Origin of the sequence: Flavicella marina (assembly GCF_009193215.1) — a bacterium.
Classification (GTDB): domain Bacteria; phylum Bacteroidota; class Bacteroidia; order Flavobacteriales; family Flavobacteriaceae; genus Flavicella; species Flavicella marina.
On record NZ_VYVA01000001.1, the window covers coordinates 13,736 to 36,924 of the forward strand.

Sequence of the window (23,189 nt, forward strand, 5' to 3'; positions counted from 1 at the left end):
ATATACGTATCTCATTTAATAATTTTCAATATTAAGAACCTGAAAATAAGATATTCGAAATAAAGTTCTCAGATTTCAAACATTCCATTAAAAATTATTATTTCTACGTATTTTTACGTACTTTTTTTATTCTTGTATAGATTTATGTATTATATTTGTCACTTCAAAAATTATCATAGAATCATATTAACAATACATATAGAATTATGGCTAAAATTAAATTAGAGTACATTTGGTTGGATGGTTACAAGCCAACTCAAAACCTAAGAAGTAAAACAAAAGTTGAGGAGCATGAAAACTTCCAAGGAACTTTAGAAGAATTAGGAAACTGGTCATTTGACGGTTCATCTACAAAACAAGCTTCAGGTGGTGCATCTGACTGTATCTTAAAACCAGTTGCAATCTATCCAGATCCTGCACGTATCAACGGATACTTAGTAATGACTGAGGTATTGAACGCTGACGGAACTCCACATGAGTCTAACGGACGTGCAACTATCGAAGATGATGATAACGATTTCTGGTTCGGATTCGAGCAAGAGTACTTCATCATGGATACTGAAACTGATTTACCATTAGGATTCCCAAGAGGTGGTTACCCAGCTCCACAAGGAATGTACTACTGTTCAGTTGGTGGAAAAAACACTCACGGACGTGATTTAGTTGAAGAGCATGCTGATTTATGTATCGAAGCTGGATTGAACTTCGAAGGAATCAACCAAGAGGTTGCTTCTGGACAATGGGAATTCCAATTATTCGCTAAAGGTGCTAAGAAAGCCGGAGACGAAATTTGGATTGCTAGATATTTACTAGATCGTTTGACTGAAGGTCGTGGAATGTACATCGAGTACCACCCAAAACCATTAGGAAAAGATTTAGACTGGAATGGTTCAGGAATGCACGCTAACTTCTCTAACTCTATCTTGAGAGAGTGTGGTTCAGCTGAGAAATACGCAGAAATCTGTGAAGCTTTCCGTCCAGTAGTTAAAGAACACATTGAAGTTTATGGTGCTGAAAACGATCAACGTTTAACAGGAGACCACGAAACACAATCTATCGATCAATTCTCTTGGGGAGTATCTGACCGTGGAGCTTCAATCCGTATTCCAATTATCGCTGTAGAAAAAGGATACAAAGGATGGTTAGAAGACAGAAGACCTGCTTCAAACGGAGATCCTTACAAAATTGCTGCAAGAATTATCAAAACTGTTAAACCAGTTAAATAATTTATATAGTTATTATATATTTAAAAAGCGTTCAAGTTTTCTTGAACGCTTTTTTTATGTCTTTTTTAAATAAAATTATATTTTAACCGAGCATCATATAAATAAACAACACATAGATTGCAAGGAGCAATCCTCCTTCAAACTTTCCAAACACCCTTTTTCTATACATAAAGCTCAAAGGTAAAATCAAAAGCGACACTCCCAACATCCAATAAATATCATTTTCAATTAAGCCCAGGTCATGAATTTGAATTGGGTGCACTATCGCTGTTAGACCCAACACGGCAAGGATATTAAAAATATTTGAACCTAATAAATTACCAATACTGATTGCTTTCTCTTTTCTGAGTACTGCAATAATTGATGCCGATAACTCTGGGATACTCGTACCTACTGATACAACCGAAACACCAATAACTCGCTGACTAACTCCAAACTCTTCTGCCAAACCAACAGCTCCTTCAATTAACAACTCAGAGCCTCCCCATAAAGCAACACCACCAATTAGAAGATATAGCAATGCACTCCATAACGGTAATTCTTCATCATCTTCAGGCATTTCATCTACCACAGCTACTTTTTGAAACTTCAGCAAGTACGCCAAAAACACAACGAGTAATGCAAATAATATCACTCCTTCATAGACTCCTAAACTTCCGTCAACCACTATAAACACATATAGTAACACGGAAGACAACATCATAATTGGCCAGTCTGTTTTAAAAAAACTAGTATTCACTCGAATATCAGATAACAGCACCGTAATCCCAAGCACCAATCCAAGATTTGCAATATTAGAACCGATTACGTTTCCAACAGCCAAATCAGGATGCCCTTGCAATGCAGATTTTAAACTGACTATCAATTCAGGAGCAGAGGTAGCAAACGAAACCACAGTCATACCAATAACAATTTTTGGTATTTCCAATCGCAACGAAAACCCCACAGCAGATTTCAATAACCAATTCCCTCCAACGATCAATAAAACAAGTCCTATTACAATAAAAAGTAAATTCATTTGCGTCTATAATTTAACAGCAAAGATACCTAATCTAAACAGCTCTCTTTTTATTTTTCAAAATACTTTAACTTTTGGATACAAATTATTTCGTAAATTAGAATCAAGCAAAAAACACTTTATGAAAAAACAATTGTTCCGTACAATTGCGAAAATTAACAAATTGATTTTTCCATCTTTTGGAAAAAAACAATTAGACATGAGCAAAGCCAAAAAATGGCAATTAGCTATCATTGGCTTTAGAGCCTATATTACTAAAAATGCATTATAAAATAATTACTATGACAAATAATTCGAATCATGTAAAATTACACACGGCATCATTTATCGAAATTCAACGATTGCAATTGGATTTGAATGATGCAGAAATTCCATTTTTAACAAAAAATAACGATGAATCGGCTAGGCTAGCAGGTTTTGGTTCGTTCGGTGACCATGTTGAATTGTATGTTTATGAAAACGACATTAAGGAAGCGACAGAAATCTTAGAAAAACTTAAGACTGAATTAATTTAATTTTTTTCGTTTTTTTGTTTTGGATATCACAATAATCTTCTATATTTGCAACCGCAAAAAGGCCGCGTGGCGCAACTGAATAGCGCACTTGATTACGGCTCAAGAGGTTATAGGTTTGAATCCTATCGCGGTCACAAAACACCCTTGTTAATCTTATGATTTTCAAGGGTTTTTTTATTCCCTCATTTGAAGTTTATCGTAATTTTCAAAAATCCACTTCTTACCCATTTTTTCTACAAAGCAAAAAGCATTTTCCTCGGGTCTTTCAACTAAAATACGCGCTTGGAACCCTCTGAAACAGGATGAACTATCTTACCTGAGTATACAGGCTTGCATTTTTGAAATGTTAACACTTGAACCAAATTGACTACGGATCCCATTAAGGTTTTCACGACCTTCACTTCTTCAATTTTCACAGCATCGAAAGAACCATAAAATCGTTGACTTAACACTTCACAAGCATCTTCACTTAGGACCACTAATTTTCCATTTGGAATAGAATCATTTACTATATCAATATCTCCAAAAAAAGCCAATCTATTTGAATTGGTAGAAAACGCTACGTCATTTGTAGAGATAACTCCATCCGCCAAATTGACATCAAATATGATTTCTTGTATTTGAGTAGAATCCACATCTGTAAATTTTGTTCTAAGAAGCTTCGTAAAATCAGAGCCCTTTACAGCAATAGCACCAAAAGGCCCAACAAAAGCATATGCACCAACATCTACCAAACTAAAATTTTGACTGCGTTTGTAATTTTCTAGCAACTCATCCAAATCCATTCCACTTAAAGAAATATTCCTTCCATAAGTTTGAACAGAAGCTCTAGAGTGCTGGATAAAACTATCGTACGTCTTTCCTTTAAAACTCCAATCAACTTTTATCGTTACGTCTCCTTTTGCAAATTGATCTGTCTCATATTTATTCAAAGTTTCACCGATATCTATCTTGTTCGTTTCTAAAAGTAACCCCAAAGATTTTATCGGCGTTCCAAAAACTGTGGTAAACTTACCTTTTGTAAGTTTTTCAGGGTCTTGAATAGATCGACCTTCAAATTCGGTCTCAATTTTATGAAAATCTTGAAACGAATATGTTCCATGGAAATTATACTTCATAGTATCAAGATCTAAACTTGCTTTGGACACCTCGATCTTATCCCTACTCAAATCAACTAAAAAATCTGCATTCAAAAGAGTTTTACCAATGGAAGGTATGTCGTATGTATTAAATAATGTTGGGTAAATATGTTGATGAGAATTCAACTTGACTTGCAACAAATGGTTTTCATAGGTGAGATTTGCTTTGACTTTTTCAAAATGTATTCTTTCTGAGTCTTTACTCCCTTTGGGCAAAATTGAAAATTCGAAGATTTTAACTTTTAACTCATCAACCGCCAACACAAATGCGGTATTCACATCTCTATTAGGCACATTACTGTTGTTGTTTACAGAAAAGACGCGTTCAATATTCCATTCGGTAGTGTTTTCTACTAAATGTAATTTAACTTTTTCTGCAGTTGCTCTTTCAATGATTAGTTGTGCTTCATTGACTAGTTGTTTGATATTGATATCTAAACTCAATTCATCAACTGTCATCACAGCTTTATTCACATGATTTTTATTCTCGAAAAACGAAACATTTTTTAACTGTACCGCTGCTTTTGGGAAATAAGTAAAAGGATCGAAAGTAAGTTTTTCTACTACAATATCTCCGTTGAAATTTTCATTCAAAACGAGCAACAATTCTTCTTTAATCCAGTCTTTTTTAAATTCTATCAAAAACCAACCAAATAATAAAAACAAAAAAAGTGACACCAAAGGCACAACCAATAACAGTTTGAAAAACCTATATGAATTGTTTACTGATTTCACTTATTTAATCATTTTTGATTGTTACACACAATAAAAACAAATATGCTTCATTTTTACGAGAACCAAAATTAATAACTGAATTTCTTTAAAATTAAAATCCTCTAATAAATATTAGAGGATTTATAACAAACATTAAAGTTTTGGTATTATTTTCTTAGGAATATCAATCTTTTTGTCATCTGCTCCTATAGCAAAGTCAGACCGATTGTAATCGTTTTTCTCTTTCCAATTAGACTCTATTCGGCCATCACCTAAAACAATATTTCCTAACTTTTTTCGAAACCAGTCAGCCAACTTTTTATATTTTTTATCATCGGCGACATTATTTCGCTCAGCAGGATCTATTCGTAAATCATACAAAGCCATTTCAACAGCGTCACGATCTGCTGTAAGACCCCATTTAACATCTTCGTTTGGTCTTACTTTCGTACCTGCTTTTTGATTGCTCTTTCTGTTTCTCATTGAAAAAGAAAACTCCTCTGTACGAATATAAGCTCTTGGTCCGATAACATGATTAAACTCTCCTAATACATAATCCCTTTTCAACCCATCATCATTCAACACTTCTGCAAGATCATACCCATCTAAATAATCAAATTCTTCATTATTTACATCAACCCCACCAGCAGATAAAATTGTTGGCATTATATCTACATATTCGGTAAATTCTTTATGCACCTTGCCCGCAGGAAATTTTTCTTTATCTGAAGCAACTATGATTGCAGAGGTATGATTTGATAGTTCCCAAGGAGAAAACTTTGCTTCTATGCCTTGTTCACCCAACTGCCATCCATGATCACCACATACATAAAAAATCATATATTCTTGATTGTGTTTCTTACTATATGCCTTAAATTCTTTTACAGCTTTCCCAATCAAATAATCACCATAAGCACAAAAGGCATAATAATCACGAATAGCTTGCTGTTTTTCATCTGGCTTCAAACCATCAATTTTCATTTTACTGTATAGCTTTTTTAGCTGAGGTGGTAATTTCGAAAGTTCCTTTTTGTCAAACTCTGGCACCTTGTATGTTTTCCCCTTGAAAAGATCTCTAAATTCTTTTGGAGGCATTACAGGCGTGTGAGGAACATGGTAACTCAAACTTGTGAATATAGGTTTTGAAGGATCTACACCCGTCATTTGTTTCCCAAGAGGAGATTCATAGGTTTTATTTTCATTTCGCAAATAATCAAAAAACTCTCGGTTGATATTTCCATCCAACGTTTTATCAGCTGGCATAGAGTTTACACCTCCAATAATCATATCTGAACTAGATCTAGTATAGGCATATAAAAGATCTAACTCTTTTTCTACTTCTCTCTTTACTTTTTTCTCTTCTTTAGAAATATCCGGATTTCTAGTGTATGATTTATGAGTTCCATCAGGATAATAAAAATTCACTCTCGAATCTATTTTCTGAGATTTTCCATTTACCTTACCCCAAACTACACTGTTATCCCAATCCGTTGTTTTACTGCAACGACGCAATTGATTGGCATCTATCGATTGTTGGTACAGCCCTGCATCACCACCTATTGAATTCGGACGCCAATTAAAAATATAAAAGCCAGTCTTTCCGAAAATAGAGGATTGATATCCGTTCTCTACCATTACCTGTGGCAAAGTTTTATTGAAAAAATCTGCTTGATGATGAGTTTTTTCAAATCCATATATACCTGCATGATGTGGATACTTACCCGTAATGATACTTCCACGAGAGGGTGCACAAGCAGGAGAATTGCAATAGAAATTTGTAAACACAACTCCTTCTTCTGCTAACGCATCTAAATTCGGAGAAGTCACAAACCCAAGAGGGCTATCATTTTTTCCGGAAACAATTTTATTATAATACGCATTAGAATCCATTCGTTGATCGTCTGTCATGATCCAAAGTATATTTGGCTTTTGTTTCTTTTGAGCAAATCCAATCGATGAAAATAACACTAACGAATAACAAACCAAACTTATACTACCTTTATATCTCATACCATTATTATTATTTCTTTTTAATATTACTACTGAAGCTTCTTTAGATGTTGCTCATTTAGTGGTCCATGTTGTTCCTTTTCGAATGTATTAAATTTTGGTAACACCTCTTCTAACAAATCTTTATCTTTCTTAAGAACTGAAACTTCTTTCTTCCAGTCTTTTATCTCTGGAAAACTAATTAAATCTGACGGTGTTTCTCTAACATCATACCATTTATTCCTTCCGTCTTTCAGAATATTTTTTGTACGAATAATCTGCAAATTATCTTTATAACCGTAAATCCAATCTCTATGTTCTTTTTGTTCTGTTGTTAAAAACTTCCAAAAAGACTTACCGTTAATTTCATAGTCTTTTGGTATCTCTACACCAATTATCTCAGCTATTGTAGGAAGTACATCTGCAAGATTCAATAATACATCTTGTTCTCCTTTTTTCTTAAAGTCCATACCAGGAGCATACACAATAAATGGCACATGCGTACCTTTTTGCACATTCGGACTATTCTTACCATAACCACTGGTACCATTATCGGCACACCAAATGACAATCGTATTCTTTTCGATATCTAATTCTTTCAGTTTTTCAAGATACAACCACATTTGATAATCTAAATAGTTGATATGATTGTAAATACCAGGTTTGGTAATCGTACCATTTCCATCAAAATCTCCTTTAGTTCCAGTAATTTTTGGCTGAGTACGTTGATAACCACCATCCGTCCATTCAACGATCGGTGTTGCAGGCCACTTGTTGTGTGATTTTGGGTGTAAAAAATCAAAAGCATCATGTCCAAGATGTGAAGTATGATAAACGAAAAAAGGCTTATTACTTTTCGTCTTTCTTTCAATAAAGTCGAATATGAAATCTAACTCAACATCAGGTCCATAGGTATTCAAACCATAGTTCTTCTTCGACTGTTTAGTATTCGGCCACCACTCAAAAGACTTTTTCGCAGTCGGATGATTCATCAACATAACAAATGGCTGCCAATACCAACTAGACTGATCATAGGACTTTGTAAGTTCACCAGTATTTTTATTATACTGTTTTTTTATTCCATTTTTCTTTGACGTGACAATTCTAAAATCAGAATAAGGATTTTCCGAAAGCAAGCTAGTTTCTCCAGGAGTAAAAACACCTTCATCGAAACCAAAATTCTCTAAACCTTTAGTTCTCATTTGAGTTTTCCCTGACCAAAAAGTGGCATATCCGCCATCTTTAGCTATATGCCCTATGGTTTTTGGCGAACTAGCATACAAAGGATATGAAGTCAATTTCCCTTCAGGATTTGTATATTTACCTATGGTTTTATTACCCCACCATTTATGTAAATGTGCATACCTACCCGTCATTATCATGGCACGGCTTGGCGAGCAAACCACGGCTGCCCACGCAGTTTTAATATATACACCCTCCGAAGCCAATCTATTTAGCACAGGTGTTTTAGCTCTAAACTCCAAATTTTGAGTATTCCCACCTTTAGGAGCGCTCCAGGTATCTGAATTATAAATTGGAAGTTCTCGAGCACTAATATCATCAGCTAATACCAAAATAATATTTGGCTTTTTTTGCCCCTGACCAAAAAAGAAAATCAACGATACACAAACCTGTAATATCCATTTTACCATACCTTTCATAGAACCTTTTTTACAATGAAGCTTGTTTTAAATTTAATCTACATGTGCATCAACCGCTCCACCGATAGAAGTCTCTTTGTATCCTTCCATTTCAATTTTAAAAGCATGCGCATATTTGGTAGGATAAGATTTCGGAGCTTTGATCACCAAACCTCTAGAATCTCTAATCCATTGAATCTCTTCTGAACTACCCAATAGCATCACTTTTTCTATTTTAGAATTCAACACACCTATATCAGTAGAAAGCGTCTTTATCACAATCTCATCTTTCGGAGTATCTAATATAGTGGCAAAAAATTCTTTGTCAGATTTTTTAGTAAATCTAATATCTGTATTCGTATAAATAATTTTGTGTTTTTCAACCTTATGACCACCTTCTGGCAAACGAGTTGGACCTTCACCAAAAACAATCCATGGTCTTGTTCCGTATATAGCTTCTCCGTTTACTTCTAACCAAGCACCCATATCTGCCAATAAATCCTTCATTTCTTGTGGAATTGAAGCATCTGGGTTTGGAGGTACATTCAATAACATCAATCCATTTTTAGATACAATATCAACCAAAATATCCACCAACTCATTTGATGTTGTAAACTTTGCATTTGGTCTATAAAACCAGGCTCCTGGAGAAGTATCTGTCAACCATACTTGTTTCTTTGGTTGGTTCGGACGTCCTCTTTCAAAATCTTTGATTGCAGTTTCCTCTGGGAATGTAGTTTCTTTATAACAAACAACTACTTCTTTTCCCCATTTCAATCCTTGGTTATAATAATAAGCCAAAAACTTTTGACGCATTTCTTCATCTAAGTTCTCTAACCACCAATCGAACCACAGTAAATCTGGCTGATATACATCAATAAATTCTTTTAATTTATCCCACCAAGCTTTGTTAAAATCCTTGTCAGGAGTTTCTGAATCGAGTTCATGAGGATTCGTGTACAAATCATAGTCCTCCGGATCAATTCCACCATGTTTGTGAGAACCTGCAAAATATTGCCATGTAAAAGCATGGTGAAACGAACCCATAAATTTCATACCACGAGCTTCAATTTCTTTTTTCAATTCAGCAGAAGGATCATAGCCTCCATAATTCATAGAATTCCAACGTGTAGATTTAGCATCCCACATGGCGAAATTATCATGATGCATTGCTACAGGTCCTGCAAATTTTGCTCCTGAACTTTCGAACAAGTCCGCCCATTCCTTTGCATCAAATGCAGAAGGGTCAAATTCTTCTATAATTTGTTTGTAACCATGTTCAGCAACAGGTCCATACTTTTTTACATGGTGTTTATAATTACTAGAAGGCTTCCCATTTTTAGTAGGTACAATTTTACCATCTACATACATTTTCATTCCATGCCAACCAGCATACCATTTGGTAGGATCAGCACCTACAAAAGCAGAAGAAACAGGACCATAATGTGTATAGATACCAAATTTCGCATCTTGAAACCAGTCTGGTGCTTGATTTACCGTAGCCAATGATTCCCAATTCGCTTTAAATTTTTTCTTTTTCTGTGCTTGTGAATTATTTTGAAAGCCTAAGACAGCTAAAAAAAGTAAAACGAGTAAATAGCTTTTATTATTTTTCATTTTAAATAAATTATTTGTGTTTTTAAAAAAACTGATATAAAATACCTGTTATATAAACATATTCTCCATTGACAAAATTACAACAGCCTTAAAAAATCTACTTGTACAAATGGATAAGATGATAGAACTAATGGCTTTTTCTTCAATTTCAATACTCGACAAAAGCACTGCAATTAACAAAAAAACAGCTATTTATACATTAAACATAAAAAAAGGCGGTCAATAGACCGCCTTTTTCTTATTTATTTAAAAAAACCTTTAATCATTCCAATGCGCATCAATTATCGTTTGAATGTGGGGATATTTCTCACCATCCTCTTCATTCAATTCTTTACGTTTTTCTATCAACTGCAATTTTAGATCTGCAATTATTTGTTTGTACGAAGGATCGGTATACGCATTATTCATTTCTTTAGGATCTTTAGTTAAATCATAAAATTCCCATGCTGAAGGCGTATGTAAGGTAAATCGATTTCCCCAGCTTTTTTTATTCCAATCTGCATTAGGTTTATCAGTATCTACCCAATACTTTCCGTAATAAAAAATCAACTTATAATTTTTAGTTCTAATTCCGAAATGAGCTGGATTCGCATGGGCATGTGCCATATGCATCCAATATCTATAATATGTAGATTGCTGCCAACCTTTAGGTTCTTCGCCTGTTTCAAGAATATATTTAAAACTATGCCCTTGCATCTGTTTTGGAGCTTTACCACCTGCCATCTCAATTAGTGTTGGTGCAAAATCTGTATTATTAATAATCGCATCTGTTCTAGTACCTGCTTTTATTTTTCTAGGATAACGAACAAAAAATGGCATTCTCATAGACTCCTCATACATCCATCGTTTGTCAATATAATCATGCTCACCCAACATAAAACCTTGATCACCTGTATAAACAATAATTGTGTTTTCATATAGGTCATTTTCTTTTAAAAACGCGATCAATCGAGCAACATTATCATCAACTCCTTTTACACAACGCAAATAACGTTTTAAATACTCTTGGTATGTGGCATGGGTATAAGCATCCCCCTCTAATTCATCTGCTTGATGATAATCAAAATCTGGATTATTCCTTTTTATGTAGGTATCACTCCAAATTTTCATTCCCATGTGTCGAATTGCATTTCTCTTAGAAACTGAAGAACCTACGATAGATAACAGTACACCATCTTTACCTCTGGTAGCAACAGAGCCGTTATTTCCATTATCATATAGACTTGCTGGCTCAGGAATCTCTACATCAGCTAGATAATCTTTATACCTAGGTGCAAATTCAAAATCATCATGAGGCGCTTTGAATTGATGAAACAAAATAAATGGTTTTGAGTGATCTCTTTTATTTTTTAACCAATCAATAGAAATATCAGTTACAATATCAGAACTATGTCCTTTATACATTTTACCTTCATACGCTGGATCTTTAGCCTCAGTAAAATTCATACCTGACTCAGTCAAATAAGGATCGAAATAAGAACCTTGTTGACCGTGTTTCGTAAAAACATTATAGTAATCAAAATTTGGTTCTTCTTTCAAGTGCCATTTACCAACCATAGCTGTTTGATAGCCTAACTTTTTCATTTCAATTGGCAAATATTGACGTTCTTTTGGTAAAGAACCTTCTAAATCTAATACCCCGTTTGCCTGACTATTTTGTCCAGACAAAATTGCAGCTCGACTAGGAGTGCAAATAGAGTTATTTACAAAACAATTTTCAAAAATCATTCCTTCATTTGCAATCTTATCCAAAGTTGGAGTTGGGTTCAATTTTGCCAATCGACTGTTATAAATACCAAATGCCTGAGTAGTGTGGTCATCAGACATGATATAAATAATATTAGGTTTTTGTTTTTTCTCTTTTTTCAATGTAGAACAAGAAAACAGGCATAACAATGCACTTATAAAAATAGGTATTCTAGAAATCATTTTATAGTTTTAAATTGATGATGTAAAAATGGGAATTAATTAAAAAAACAAACAAAACATATGTCTTAAAAAAGAGAATAGATAACCACTCTCGTCTAGATTATATAGACAATTTAAGAAAAAAGGCCTGTAAACAACGTTTACAGACCTTTTTTACTATTCACTAAACTTTATAAATTATGGTCGTGCATTCTTTTCCTTGATTTGCCAATCGTCATACCTTACATCACTCACACCAGCAGGTATTGATTGCATCGCTAAGGCTGCATTGGTATCTGAAGCAGGAGTAAACTCTATCTCTACATCCGTCCAAACATCTCTTGCAACTGCCCCCCATTGATCATTATAGGTTACACCACCAACGATAAACTTACCAAATGCAGTATCAGTCGTTGATGCGATATATCTTTTCGCTGTAATCAAATAAACAGTTCCTCCAACTAATGGAATTGTCTTTCCTCCACTTGCAGTGATTTTAGATTTACCACCTCCTGGAGCCTCGAATCTCACAACATGATCACCTTTTGGTGCTGTAGGTAATGCTTCAAAAGTAACTGTTCCGCCACCACTTGTTCCACCAGTAGTCCATTGACTTGCATCTTCAAAACTCCCTAGTCCTTCTAGCAAATCATCTTCATTCATGATAACTGTTTGTGCTGTAAAATCACTAATTCTACCACCTCCTATCGACTTGATATCTCCAGGCCCAGTATAAGCAACTGATATTACATCGGCTCTGTAGACTCCATCAGTTAAAACAACATCCAACATCATTTCGTTAGAAGCATTCACACTCACAGAAGCAATCGCCGCCGATGATCCATTTACTTGTACATCAAAACCTACAGTTGCATCTGCCGATGAAGCTATCGTCGCAGGATCTAACGCTTGATCAAAAGTAATTGAAAATCTATCACTCATGAATGCAGGCTCAACAACATCTCCAACAATATTTACCGGAGTTGGTTCATACACAACTATTGCCGCATCTGTAAATATTTGCAATTCTCTTCCATCCAATGTAAAAATCTCTCCCTGACCATCATAAGAAACTGTAACGGACTTACTTGCATCATCTGGTGTTAAGGCTGTTTCTAATGAAAGATCTAAGATTGACTTATTAGTCTCGTTGATACTAATACTCGCAATTGGAGAATCAACTCCATCAATCTTCACAGAGAAAAATGGAGTGATACTATCTTCTAATTCAGCAAATTTCCCACTAAACGGAATCATAATTACATCCGCATCCGTTTCTTCTATTACTCCGTTTTGTACAAACGGTGTTGTAAGTGGACTTACTTTAAACACAACCGACATATTCAATGTTTCTTCGCTTCCTTCAATTTCCGGAGTTCTAGATCTACGAGAAATTAATTCTCCTCTAAAATTACCAACGCCTTTATTAAAAGCAATTTCTTGAACTTCATTAGTCCCTGATGCCATTATTTTTTCATCTTCAGGATTCTCTTCAATTGTTAAAAATCTCCAAGTTCTTCCATCAGGTCTAGCATTGTTGACACTTGCTGTGATATCTGTGAATTCTAATTTATCATCAAAATTCAAATAAATAGTATCCATAGCTTCATGATCGATCAAATCACCCAATTCATCTCGCACCTCAAATGTTGGCTCTACATTGGCAAAAACATCTATCAATACAGTTTGTTCGTATACCCACTTATCTCCTACCTTAATCGTTTTTATAGTATCGTTCATTGCCAAACCGTCCACAAAAAGAACTTGAACAAACTCAGTATATTCAGGAAACTCATTGTACAAAATAACTTCTGTATCTGAATTCCCTTCTGTAAACAATACATGTATGGATTTATCTGTAGTAACTGTTTCTCCTCTATTGATGATTAGATCATCAAAATTTGTCAAATTTTGATCTATGGGTCCTTGCAAGAAAAATGCCGATTCTGGAATTCTCCATTCATGCTTTGTAGCACCAGAAGACAAATCTAAAAATGACAAATACTGCGAATCAACCGCTACACCTCCTGTCGCACCCGCTCCAAAAGAACTCGTATACGAGGCATCTACAAACGGATACTCTACAGCATACTCATCATCTTGACAACTCGCTACTACTAATATTAGTAGTAAAAATTTAAGTATATTTTTTATTTCTTTCATCTTAATGTTTTTTTGTGACGTTCTATTATTTATCCCAATTCAAATTCGCTTCAACCTCTGCTTGTGGTAGCGGAAAATATGAATGCTCTGATGCAATAAACTTATCTGCACCTACAACACAATCTTGTTTATTTGGATGTGCTGGCTCTGCTTGTCTTTTATGAAATCCTTTTAAACCAGCTATATAAACTCCATTTTCATCTCTCAAATAATAAGGTTCTTCATCAGGATTTTGACCTGGTGCCCCGGTTAAAGCAGGTAACATAAAGTTTTTCCAACGGTCTTTATGTACACCATTTAAGTTTTTAGGATATGTCCATGAGTCATAAACAATTCCAGCCAACTTTTGCAACTGCTGCTTGTAAACTCCCCATCTTCTTAAATGATATGATCGATTTCCTTCCAAAGCTAATTCAAGAGGTCTTTCAACAAATCTTAAATGCTCCATTAAATTGGTTGTATTTACTTCTTCTACAACATTTCCTGATCCTAAATGAATATCATCCATGTAGGTCGTTGTCAAATTGTTAAATTCAGCTCCTGGATCTGTCGCTTTCCCTAGCAAAATTAAATGAGAACGTTTTCTTACTCTATTGATATATCTAAGTGCTTCAGAAAGATTTCCTTCTTCCAACATACACTCTGAGTACATCAAATAAACATCTGCCAATCTCATGATAGGTAGATTGATACCCGATTTATTTTGATTTTCAGCATCTGAAGGCTCTCCTAATCCACCACCTATTGTATTCCAGTGGGTAAACTTCTTAAACAAAGCAGGGTAAGTTCTTTCCATTGTCGGTGCATTTTGACCATCTGGTCCCAATTCTGCAGGTGTAACTCCATAATGTAAATGCTCCATATCATCAACATGGGCCATTGAATTCCCCATTCTATGACTGTACTTATAAGGTCTATCCTCTGTTCCAATTACTTCACCAGCTGCATCATAAATTGGCGCATCTATTCTAATATTTGCAGGATCGCTAGGATCTGGTTTTTCATTTCGGTATTGAAGATTCAACCAAGTACTAGGCTGAATTTGTCCTCCACCAATAAAATGGGTAATATCTTGACTCAAAGCCTGCTCACCCGTCAACAACAAATCAATATTCGTTGTGTAGTTAATCTCAAAAATCGATTCTGAATTGAACTCTGAAATACCTGTAAAACAATCCGCCAAATCTGGCATCAACGAATAACTATAATTGTCGATTACATTTTTCAAATAAATTTTAGCATTTGAAAAATCATTGTCCAAAATATAACTTTTACCAAGTAAAGCCTCACAAAATCCGGCAGTTACTCTACCTAAACTTCCTTCGTTGATATCTTGCCAGGCCTGATAATCTTTTGGCAAATGTGCCAAACCAAAACGCAAATCTTCTCTGTAAAAATCTTTTACTACCTGAGAAGACTGAGGTGATTGTTGTAAATCTGCAAACGTTTCTGGAATAAAATCCAACAACATTACATTTCCATTATTATAGGATGCATTTAACACATAATAAAAGTATCCTCTCAAAGCTCTTGCCTGCGCAACAATCAACAAAGCTGTTACTTTTTGATCTGCAGTTAAACCTTCTTTTATTTCTTCATAATTACCAATTACCTGGTTCGCTCTAAAAACACCCAAGTACAATGCATTCCATTTATTACTCAAATCCTTATTGGTAAGGTTGAAAGTCTGAGCATACATTGGATTTAACACTCCATTTCTCCTAAAATTTAAATCAACACCAATATCTGTTCGTAAAGGTTCAAATTTGATACCTAATATATTTGTGTTTGACAATGCGCTATACACAGAATTCAATCCTGAGTTTAAATCATTGTTGTTTTTCCAAAAGCTCTCATTGGTCAATGAGTTCGGATTTACTTGCTCTAAAAAATCATCACTACAGCTACTTAGTCCAAATACTAATAGCACTGGTAGTGTTAATTTTAGAATGAAATTACTTTTCATATTACCTGTAAATATTTTATTATTCGAATATTTCGTTTTCATCTTCATCGCTTTTTAATTAAAATTGTAATTGAAGACCTGCTTTGTACTGTGCTGATACAGGATATGTTCCTCTATCAATACCTCTAGTACTTAAACCGTTATTACCTACCTCAGGATCAAATCCACTGTAGTTTGTAAATGTCAAAGGATTTTGAGCCTGGATATAAATTCTAAATTTGCTCAATCCCATCTTCTCTAAAACGTTCTTTTTAAATGAATATCCAAGAGCAACATTTCTAAGTCTTACATACGAACCATCTTCTAAGAAATATTCTGACCCATCTCTGTAGTTAGGGTTATTTCTATCAAAATCGTTGTAAGGAATCTGAGTTGATGTATTATAAATTGTATGTGCGTAATACAAATCTTTATGTGTACCAGACTGGTATGCATAAGCCTTACTTCCATTCATCACCTCAGCACCGAATGAACCAAACCATTGCATAGAAAAATCAAAATTCTTAAAGTTAGCACCAAAGTTTAATCCCATTTCAAAATCTGGAGTACCACTACCTTTATAAATTTTATCATTTTGATCGATCTCACCATCACCATTTTGATCAACATATTTCAAGTCTCCAACTCTAGCAGTTGGCACTACTGTTCCATAAGAACCTTCAGAACCGTCTAAATCGGCTTCTGTAACCAATCCGTCTGTTTCTCTAAGGAAAAATGCTCCAGCTTCGTACCCTTCTGTTAACACAGTAACAATCTCTTTAGGCCCTCTACTTGAAATATATCCATTGTCTAAATACACAATTGGGTTATTTGGACTCATTTTAGTAATTCTATTCTGGTTTCTAGTATAAGTAACTCCTACATTCCATTTGAAACCTGACTTTCCTTTGTTTCTAAATTTTACTCCATATTCAACTCCAGAATTCTCCATATCTCCAACATTTAATGTCGTACTTCTGTTTTGTCCTGATACCCCAGTTGAAGGTGGATTTACAACTGGAAATAAAAGATCATTCTTTTTACTTTTATAAATATCTGTTGAAATCGTCAATCTGTTTCTAAAGAACCCCATGTCATAACCAATATTTGATTCGATTGAAGTTTCCCATCCTACTTGAGCATTTGCATATTTTTCTTGTGCTATACCACGTGCAGAAACAGGACTAGAAGAACCTAACGCCGAATCAGCACTTCCGAACACATAATTCAAACCAGGATTTACAACAGCCTGATTGCTATATGCTTGGAAACGATCGTTACCCGTGGTACCGTAACTCGCTCTAATTTTAAATGCATTCATAACATCTTTAACCGGGTTCCAGAAAAATTCATCAGAAACATTCCAACCTGCAGAAACTGAAGGGAACCATCCCCATCTATTTTCTTTTGCAAATTGAGAAGATCCATCTCGTCTAATACTAGCACTTAATAAGTATTTACCTTTATAGTTGTATTGTAACCTTGCCAAGGTTCCTATCAAAGTTCTAGAGTAGTCAAATCCAGATGAAATATCATACATCAAATTATATCCATCAAGTACAGTAATATCTGTAAAGATGTTTTCTCTTTTTTCAACTGAATATCTTTCATTAGTTGATTTTTCAGCTGCATATACAAACAATGCGTTAATTTTATGGTTTCCGAACTTCTTATTATAATTAACCATTCCTTCAAAAGTTAATTTTGAATAGGTTGTACTAATTGTTCTATTTGAAGAAATATCCCAAGGATTCGGTGGTATTAAATCACCATTCGTATCATAAATATCAAATTTAGGAATGATTCTTACCTGCTTGGTATCTGAGAATGTAGCACCACTTCTAACCGTAAACTTCAAAGCTTTTGAAGCTTTGTATTCAATCTGCATGTTACCAGCATGACTATTACCATCTCTATTTTCTTTGGTCTTTAAATTTCTCGTAATACCATTGATGTTTCTTGCCAAATTTTGATCTTCATCTGGATCAATTACACCTTGAGCCTCAGTTGCATCTAAATCAATAGGTTGTTGGTATGGTCTGTATTCGAAAATTTTCGTCATTAAGTTGTTATTAGGACTTACTCTTTCATCTCTTTTAAAAGTCAACCCTGTTATAACTTTCCACTTATCTTTAGTGAAAACAGTATTTGATCTAACATTGAATCGTTTGTAATCTGAATTAATTAACACCCCTTCTTGTTGAAAGTAATTCGCATTAAAGCTATAAGTCAACCCTTCTTTCCCACCTGAAACATTAACAGAGTGATTTTGAATAGGCGCCAAATCATTTAAAATTACTTGACTAATATCCGTATTGTTCGTTAGCCATGATGCATTTGTATGAATTCTAGAATCGACATTCCCTTGAACCTTGTTCGTAGAAAGTGACTTGAACAATTGTTCGTGATACACAATTTCTTCTTTTGACATCAATGGCACAGAAGAATTAATTTTTTGAATACCGTATTCGCTATTCACACGGATATTCATCATTCCTACTTTACCTTGTTTTGTAGTGATTAAAATTACTCCATTCGCTCCACGTGTACCATAAATAGAAGCCGATGCTGCATCTTTCAACACATCAATCGACTCAATCTCACTAATACTTAATTGAGGATCACTATCAAAAGGAATACCATCAACAACATATAAAGGTTGATTTTGACCATCTAACACAGAACTAAAACCTCGAATCAAAATATTAGATTCAGAACCTGGCTCTCCAGAACTAGCGGTAACACTTACCCCTGCTATTTGCCCTTGCAATGCAGCTCCTATATCAGAAGTTGTTGTCTTTTCAAGTTCAGCTGCCTTGACTTTCACAACAGCTCCAGTAACTTCTTTCTTCTTTTGTTGACCATACCCAACAACCACAACCTCTTCTAAAGTATTGCTCTCTGCCTCTAAAACAACTTTTATGTTTTTTCGACCATTAACAGGAACCTGTATTGTTGAATAGCCCATGAAACTAAAAATCAAAACTGAATTGTTATCTGCTTCTATTTCAAAGTTTCCGTCAAAATCTGTTATTGACCCTTTGTTTTGTCCTTTTACAAGGACACTCGCACCGGGCAATACATCTCCATCACCCGAAACATTTCCCTTTACGGTAATTTTCTGTGCCTGTGCAAATCCAACACCCAAACACATAAGTAATGTGACGATAAATGTCTTGGATTTAACAATAGCAAATAATTTGAATTTCATAAGTATAAATTAGGTTTAAATTAGTCTAACAAATATCTAAAACTCATATCTGTTCGGTTAACAGATATGTCTAGTTAGCTAATACATATGTTTAAACTTTAATAAAGTGTAAATTATACATTTAAAAATAAAACACCTTGTTTTTTTTAAACAATATTTAATTATAAAACACCAGTATACAAAGGAGCTATACACCGACTATGTATCGCGACTGAATCAAAAAAAAACCAACGAAATCATTTCCTCTATAATAAAAACCATATGTAGTGATGATAAAAAATGCTCTGAATTATTTTAGCGGTATAAAAATTAACACCTACAATAATGAAAGTTGTCAAAAACCGTATTTTAACATTCCTAAGTAGCTGCTTGCTCTTACTAGCATGTGACAAACCACATGAAAAATCAACATCAAAAGATTCGTCTTTATATGAGGCAAACTGGGAATCAATAAAAACAAACTACAAAGACCCAGAGTGGTTTAACAAAACCAAATTTGGGATTTTTATTCATTGGGGAGCATATACGGTTCCTGCATATGGGTCTGAATGGTACCCTAGACAGATGTACATGGACACTGCAGTTTTTACTGCACAACTTGACTTAAAGAAAGAAGGTCCTTCAAATGAATACCTACATCACAAAAAACATTGGGGTGACCAAAAAAACTTTGGATATAAAGATTTGATACCTTTATTTAAAGGAGAAAATTTTAACGCAGAAGAATGGATTGATTTATTCAAAAAATCAGGTGCTAAATATGTAATTCCTGTTGCAGATCACCATGATGGATTTGCCATGTATAAATCAAACACTACAAGATGGAATGCTTATGATATGGGACCGAAGAGAGATGTGCTTGGTGAACTTTTTGAAGCAGGAAGAAAAAAAGGAATGATCATGGGTGCGTCATCTCACTTTGCATTTAACTGGTCATTTTACAATAAGAAGGACCATTTTGATACAACAGATCCTGAATTCGCTGATTTATATTCGTCAAAAGGAAAAAACCTTAGAGAACCTGTTTCTCAAAAATTTAAAGACAGATGGTGGGCAAGAACTAAAGATGTAATTGACAACTACAAACCAGACATCTTTTGGCTAGACTTTTATGTCGACATTCCTGACTTTTCTGATGTACGCCCTAAATTGGCAGCTTATTATTACAACAAAGGAATTGAATGGGACAAAGAAGTTGTATTGCAAGACAAAAACTTTTCACATGAAGCTTTCCCAGAGGGTACCGTTGTTTATGATTTAGAACGAGGAAAACTTCCTGGAATTAGAAAACTACCTTGGCAAACTGACACTTCTATTGGAAAGAACTCTTGGAGTTATGTAACTAATTGGAAGTCAAAAACGACAAACCAACTCGTTGATGATCTTGTAGACATCGTAAGTAAGAATGGTTGTTTGTTATTGAATGTAGGTCCAAAATCAGATGGTACAATACCTGCCGACCAACGAAAGATACTTTTAGAAATTGGAGATTGGCTTGCTATAAATGGAGAGGCTATTTACGATACACAATATTGGAAAACATTTGGAGAAGGACCTACAGAAGTCAAAAAAGGACATCATTCTGAAGGAAAGAACGAAAATTTCTCTTCAAAAGACATAAGGTTTACCAAAAAAGGAAACACACTCTATGCCATAATTTTAGCATGGCCAACTGATAGTAAAATAAACATTCAATCGTTAGCAACGAACTCAGAATATGCGAAAGACATGGCTATTAAAAAAGTTTGTATTTTGGGAAGTAAAAATAAAACCAACTGGAAGCAAACTGAAAATGCTTTAGAAATAATTGCCCCTAAAGACAAACCTTGTGACTTTGCTCAAACTGTAAAAATCGTTTTAGAATAACTTTTTCTGTCAACCCTTCGAACACCAACCTATGAAATTTATAAAAACAAATCCTACCAACCTATTTTTATTTTTAATTACGCTGAGTTTTTTCAGCTGTAAAAATGACACAGACTCAGATAAAATAAAATCAGAATTTGAATTCGCTTGGGAAAACCCAACGCTTGAAATCAAACAAAGAGTTTCTTTATTGATAGATGAAATGACTCTGGAAGAAAAGTGTTCGCAACTGTTAGATATCTGTCCTCCAATCGAAAGGTTAGGGATCCCAGAATACAATTGGTGGAACGAAGCTTTGCACGGAGTTGCTAGAAATGGTCGAGCTACCGTATTCCCACAAGCCATCGGTTTTGGAGCTACCTTCGATGAAGATTTGGTTTTAAAAGTTGGTAATGCTATTTCTGATGAAGCGAGAGCAAAATACAACGAAGCAATAAAAATAAATAACAGAAGTAGATACGCTGGACTAACGTTTTGGTCACCAAACGTAAATATTTTTAGAGACCCTAGATGGGGTCGTGGACAAGAAACCTATGGAGAAGATCCATATTTAACAAGTAGAATCGGTGTTTCATTCGTAAAAGGCTTACAAGGCAACAACCCTAAATACATCAAGGCGGCGGCTTGTGCCAAACATTATGCTGTACATAGTGGTCCGGAAGAATTTAGACATGAATTTGACGCGATTGTAAACAAAAAAGATTTGTTCGAAACTTATTTACCGGCATTTAAAGCGCTGGTACAAGAAGCGAATGTAGAGGGGGTTATGGGAGCATATAACAGAACTCTTGGTGAACCTTGTTGTGGTAGTCCTTATCTATTACAAGAAATCCTTCGTGACAAGTGGGGATTTGACGGATACATTGTATCTGATTGTGGTGCCGTAAGCGATTTTCATAGATTTCATAAAGTCACAAAAACACCCGAAGAATCTGCAGCACTCGCTTTAAAAAGTGGAACCACGATCAATTGCGGAAATGTTTATTCTGTATTAAAAAGAGCATTAAATCAAAAATTAATCACGCAAGAACTCATTGACGAAAGACTTAAAGAAAGCCTGTTAACGCGTTTCAAATTAGGTTTGTTTGACCCTATTGGAACCAATCCATACGATGCCATTAATCCAGATGTGATAGATTCTGAAAAACACAGAAAACTTGCGAGAGAAGTCGCTCAAAAATCGATTGTCCTATTAAAAAACGACAATAATGTTTTACCTCTTAAAAAAGACATTCGAACAGCTTATGTGGTTGGCCCGAATGCCTCTAATGAAGAAGTTCTATTAGGAAACTACTATGGATTGACAAGCAGTACGCAAACTATTTTAGATGGAATCGTAAGCAAAGTGAGTCCTGGTACAAGTATCAATTACAAATCTGGTGTATTGCCCTTTAGAAAAAATGTAAACCCTATTGACTGGACAACAGGTGAAGCAGGACAATCAGATGTCTGTATCGCTGTTATGGGAATTTCAGCATTGTTAGAAGGTGAAGAAGGAGAAGCAATAGCTTCAAGCGACAAGGGAGATCGTACAAGTATCAAGCTACCTCAAAATCAAATCGATTTTGTAAAAAAACTAAAGAAAAACTCAAAAAACCCAGTTGTTTTGGTTTTAACAGGCGGAAGTCCTATTGCTATTCCTGAATTACACGATTTGGTTGACGCGGTGCTCTTTGTATGGTACCCTGGAGAAGAAGGAGGAAATGCTGTGGCCGATGTTTTATTCGGAGATGTTGCCCCTTCTGGAAAACTTCCTATTACTTTCCCTAAATCAGTTGATCAATTGCCTCCTTACGTTGATTATAACATGAAAGGTAGAACCTATAAATACATGGAAAAAGAGCCTTTATATCCTTTTGGTTTTGGGTTGTCTTATTCTAAAATCACATACAATAACATTGAAATAGATTCTAACTTATTGGTTACAGTAGAGATTAGCAACAATGGAGATATAGCAACAGAAGAAGTATGTCAATTATACATTAGTTCTCCTTTAGCTGGCACCTCAGATGCTCTATTCGACCTGAAAGCATTTGACAGAATAACGCTTTCTCCTAAAGAAACAAAAAAAGTTACTTTCCAATTAAACAAAAACACTTTCAAACAAATCAATAAAGAGGGAGTTCCTACATTAAGAAAAGGAGAATACACGATTTATGCAGGAGGTGCACTACCTTCAAAAAGGAGCCTAGACTTAGGTGCTAGTACGCCTGCTACTACAAAACTACAATTTTAGCA

14 protein-coding genes and 1 tRNA gene are annotated in these 23,189 nt (G+C 34.8%); 6 read left to right on the top strand and 9 right to left on the bottom strand.

The features are described 5' to 3' along the window. Positions 1–206 precede the first annotated feature (206 nt). Positions 207–1,226 (top strand): glutamine synthetase beta-grasp domain-containing protein, encoded by a 1,020-nt coding sequence (locus F6P99_RS00055; protein ID WP_152285403.1) that lies wholly within the window; start codon positions 207–209, stop codon positions 1,224–1,226. Positions 1,227–1,308: 82 nt separating this feature from the next. Here F6P99_RS00055 and F6P99_RS00060 read toward each other — a convergent pair whose 3' ends face one another. After that, a complete protein-coding gene (locus tag F6P99_RS00060) occupies positions 1,309–2,244 on the bottom strand; it encodes a calcium/sodium antiporter (RefSeq protein ID WP_152285404.1) in 936 nt (311 codons plus the stop codon). Between the two features lie 121 nt (positions 2,245–2,365). Between F6P99_RS00060 and F6P99_RS00065 the strand changes: the two genes are divergently transcribed. From F6P99_RS00065 to F6P99_RS00075, 3 genes are all read left to right on the top strand, one after another. Further along, positions 2,366–2,515, top strand: coding sequence for an SsrA-binding protein (locus tag F6P99_RS00065; RefSeq protein ID WP_152285405.1), 150 nt, complete (start codon positions 2,366–2,368; stop codon positions 2,513–2,515). A gap of 10 nt (positions 2,516–2,525) precedes the next feature. Next, positions 2,526–2,759 carry a putative signal transducing protein gene (locus F6P99_RS00070; RefSeq protein WP_152285406.1) on the top strand — a complete coding sequence of 78 codons (234 nt, stop codon included), beginning with the start codon at positions 2,526–2,528 and terminating at the stop codon, positions 2,757–2,759. Between the two features lie 60 nt (positions 2,760–2,819). Next, a tRNA-Arg gene (locus F6P99_RS00075) sits at positions 2,820–2,893 on the top strand. A gap of 135 nt (positions 2,894–3,028) precedes the next feature. Here F6P99_RS00075 and F6P99_RS00080 read toward each other — a convergent pair. The 8 genes from F6P99_RS00080 to F6P99_RS00115 all read right to left on the bottom strand — a co-directional run bounded on the left by F6P99_RS00080 (position 3,029) and on the right by F6P99_RS00115 (position 19,085). Then, positions 3,029–4,633 (bottom strand): hypothetical protein, encoded by a 1,605-nt coding sequence (locus F6P99_RS00080; RefSeq protein ID WP_152285407.1) that lies wholly within the window; start codon positions 4,631–4,633, stop codon positions 3,029–3,031. Positions 4,634–4,765: 132 nt separating this feature from the next. Next, positions 4,766–6,622, bottom strand: coding sequence for a sulfatase-like hydrolase/transferase (locus F6P99_RS00085; RefSeq protein WP_152285408.1), 1,857 nt, complete (start codon positions 6,620–6,622; stop codon positions 4,766–4,768). A 29-nt stretch (positions 6,623–6,651) separates the two neighbouring features. Continuing rightward, entirely contained in the window at positions 6,652–8,262 is a 1,611-nt protein-coding gene (locus F6P99_RS00090; protein WP_152285409.1) for a sulfatase-like hydrolase/transferase, read from the bottom strand. 33 nt (positions 8,263–8,295) lie between these two features. Beyond that, positions 8,296–9,858 carry an alpha-L-fucosidase gene (locus F6P99_RS00095; protein ID WP_152285410.1) on the bottom strand — a complete coding sequence of 521 codons (1,563 nt, stop codon included), beginning with the start codon at positions 9,856–9,858 and terminating at the stop codon, positions 8,296–8,298. Positions 9,859–10,116: 258 nt separating this feature from the next. Next, positions 10,117–11,787 (bottom strand): sulfatase family protein, encoded by a 1,671-nt coding sequence (locus F6P99_RS00100; protein WP_152285411.1) that lies wholly within the window; start codon positions 11,785–11,787, stop codon positions 10,117–10,119. A 177-nt stretch (positions 11,788–11,964) separates the two neighbouring features. Further along, the gene (locus F6P99_RS00105) at positions 11,965–13,929 is read right to left on the bottom strand and encodes a SwmB domain-containing protein (RefSeq protein ID WP_152285412.1); all 1,965 of its coding nucleotides are present in this window, start codon (positions 13,927–13,929) and stop codon (positions 11,965–11,967) included. Between the two features lie 25 nt (positions 13,930–13,954). Then, the gene (locus tag F6P99_RS00110) at positions 13,955–15,937 is read right to left on the bottom strand and encodes a RagB/SusD family nutrient uptake outer membrane protein (protein ID WP_193315964.1); all 1,983 of its coding nucleotides are present in this window, start codon (positions 15,935–15,937) and stop codon (positions 13,955–13,957) included. Positions 15,938–15,953: 16 nt separating this feature from the next. After that, positions 15,954–19,085: a SusC/RagA family TonB-linked outer membrane protein gene (locus F6P99_RS00115; RefSeq protein WP_152285414.1), complete on the bottom strand. Its 3,132-nt coding sequence runs from the start codon at positions 19,083–19,085 to the stop codon at positions 15,954–15,956. Positions 19,086–19,409: 324 nt separating this feature from the next. On the opposite strand from F6P99_RS00115, the gene F6P99_RS00120 reads away from it, so the two are divergent. Together F6P99_RS00120 and F6P99_RS00125 are read left to right on the top strand one after the other, a co-directional pair. Beyond that, positions 19,410–20,951: an alpha-L-fucosidase gene (locus F6P99_RS00120; protein ID WP_152285415.1), complete on the top strand. Its 1,542-nt coding sequence runs from the start codon at positions 19,410–19,412 to the stop codon at positions 20,949–20,951. Between the two features lie 31 nt (positions 20,952–20,982). Continuing rightward, on the top strand, positions 20,983–23,187 hold the full coding sequence (locus F6P99_RS00125; RefSeq protein WP_152285416.1) for a glycoside hydrolase family 3 C-terminal domain-containing protein: 2,205 nt from the start codon (positions 20,983–20,985) through the stop codon (positions 23,185–23,187). Positions 23,188–23,189: the final 2 nt, after the last annotated feature.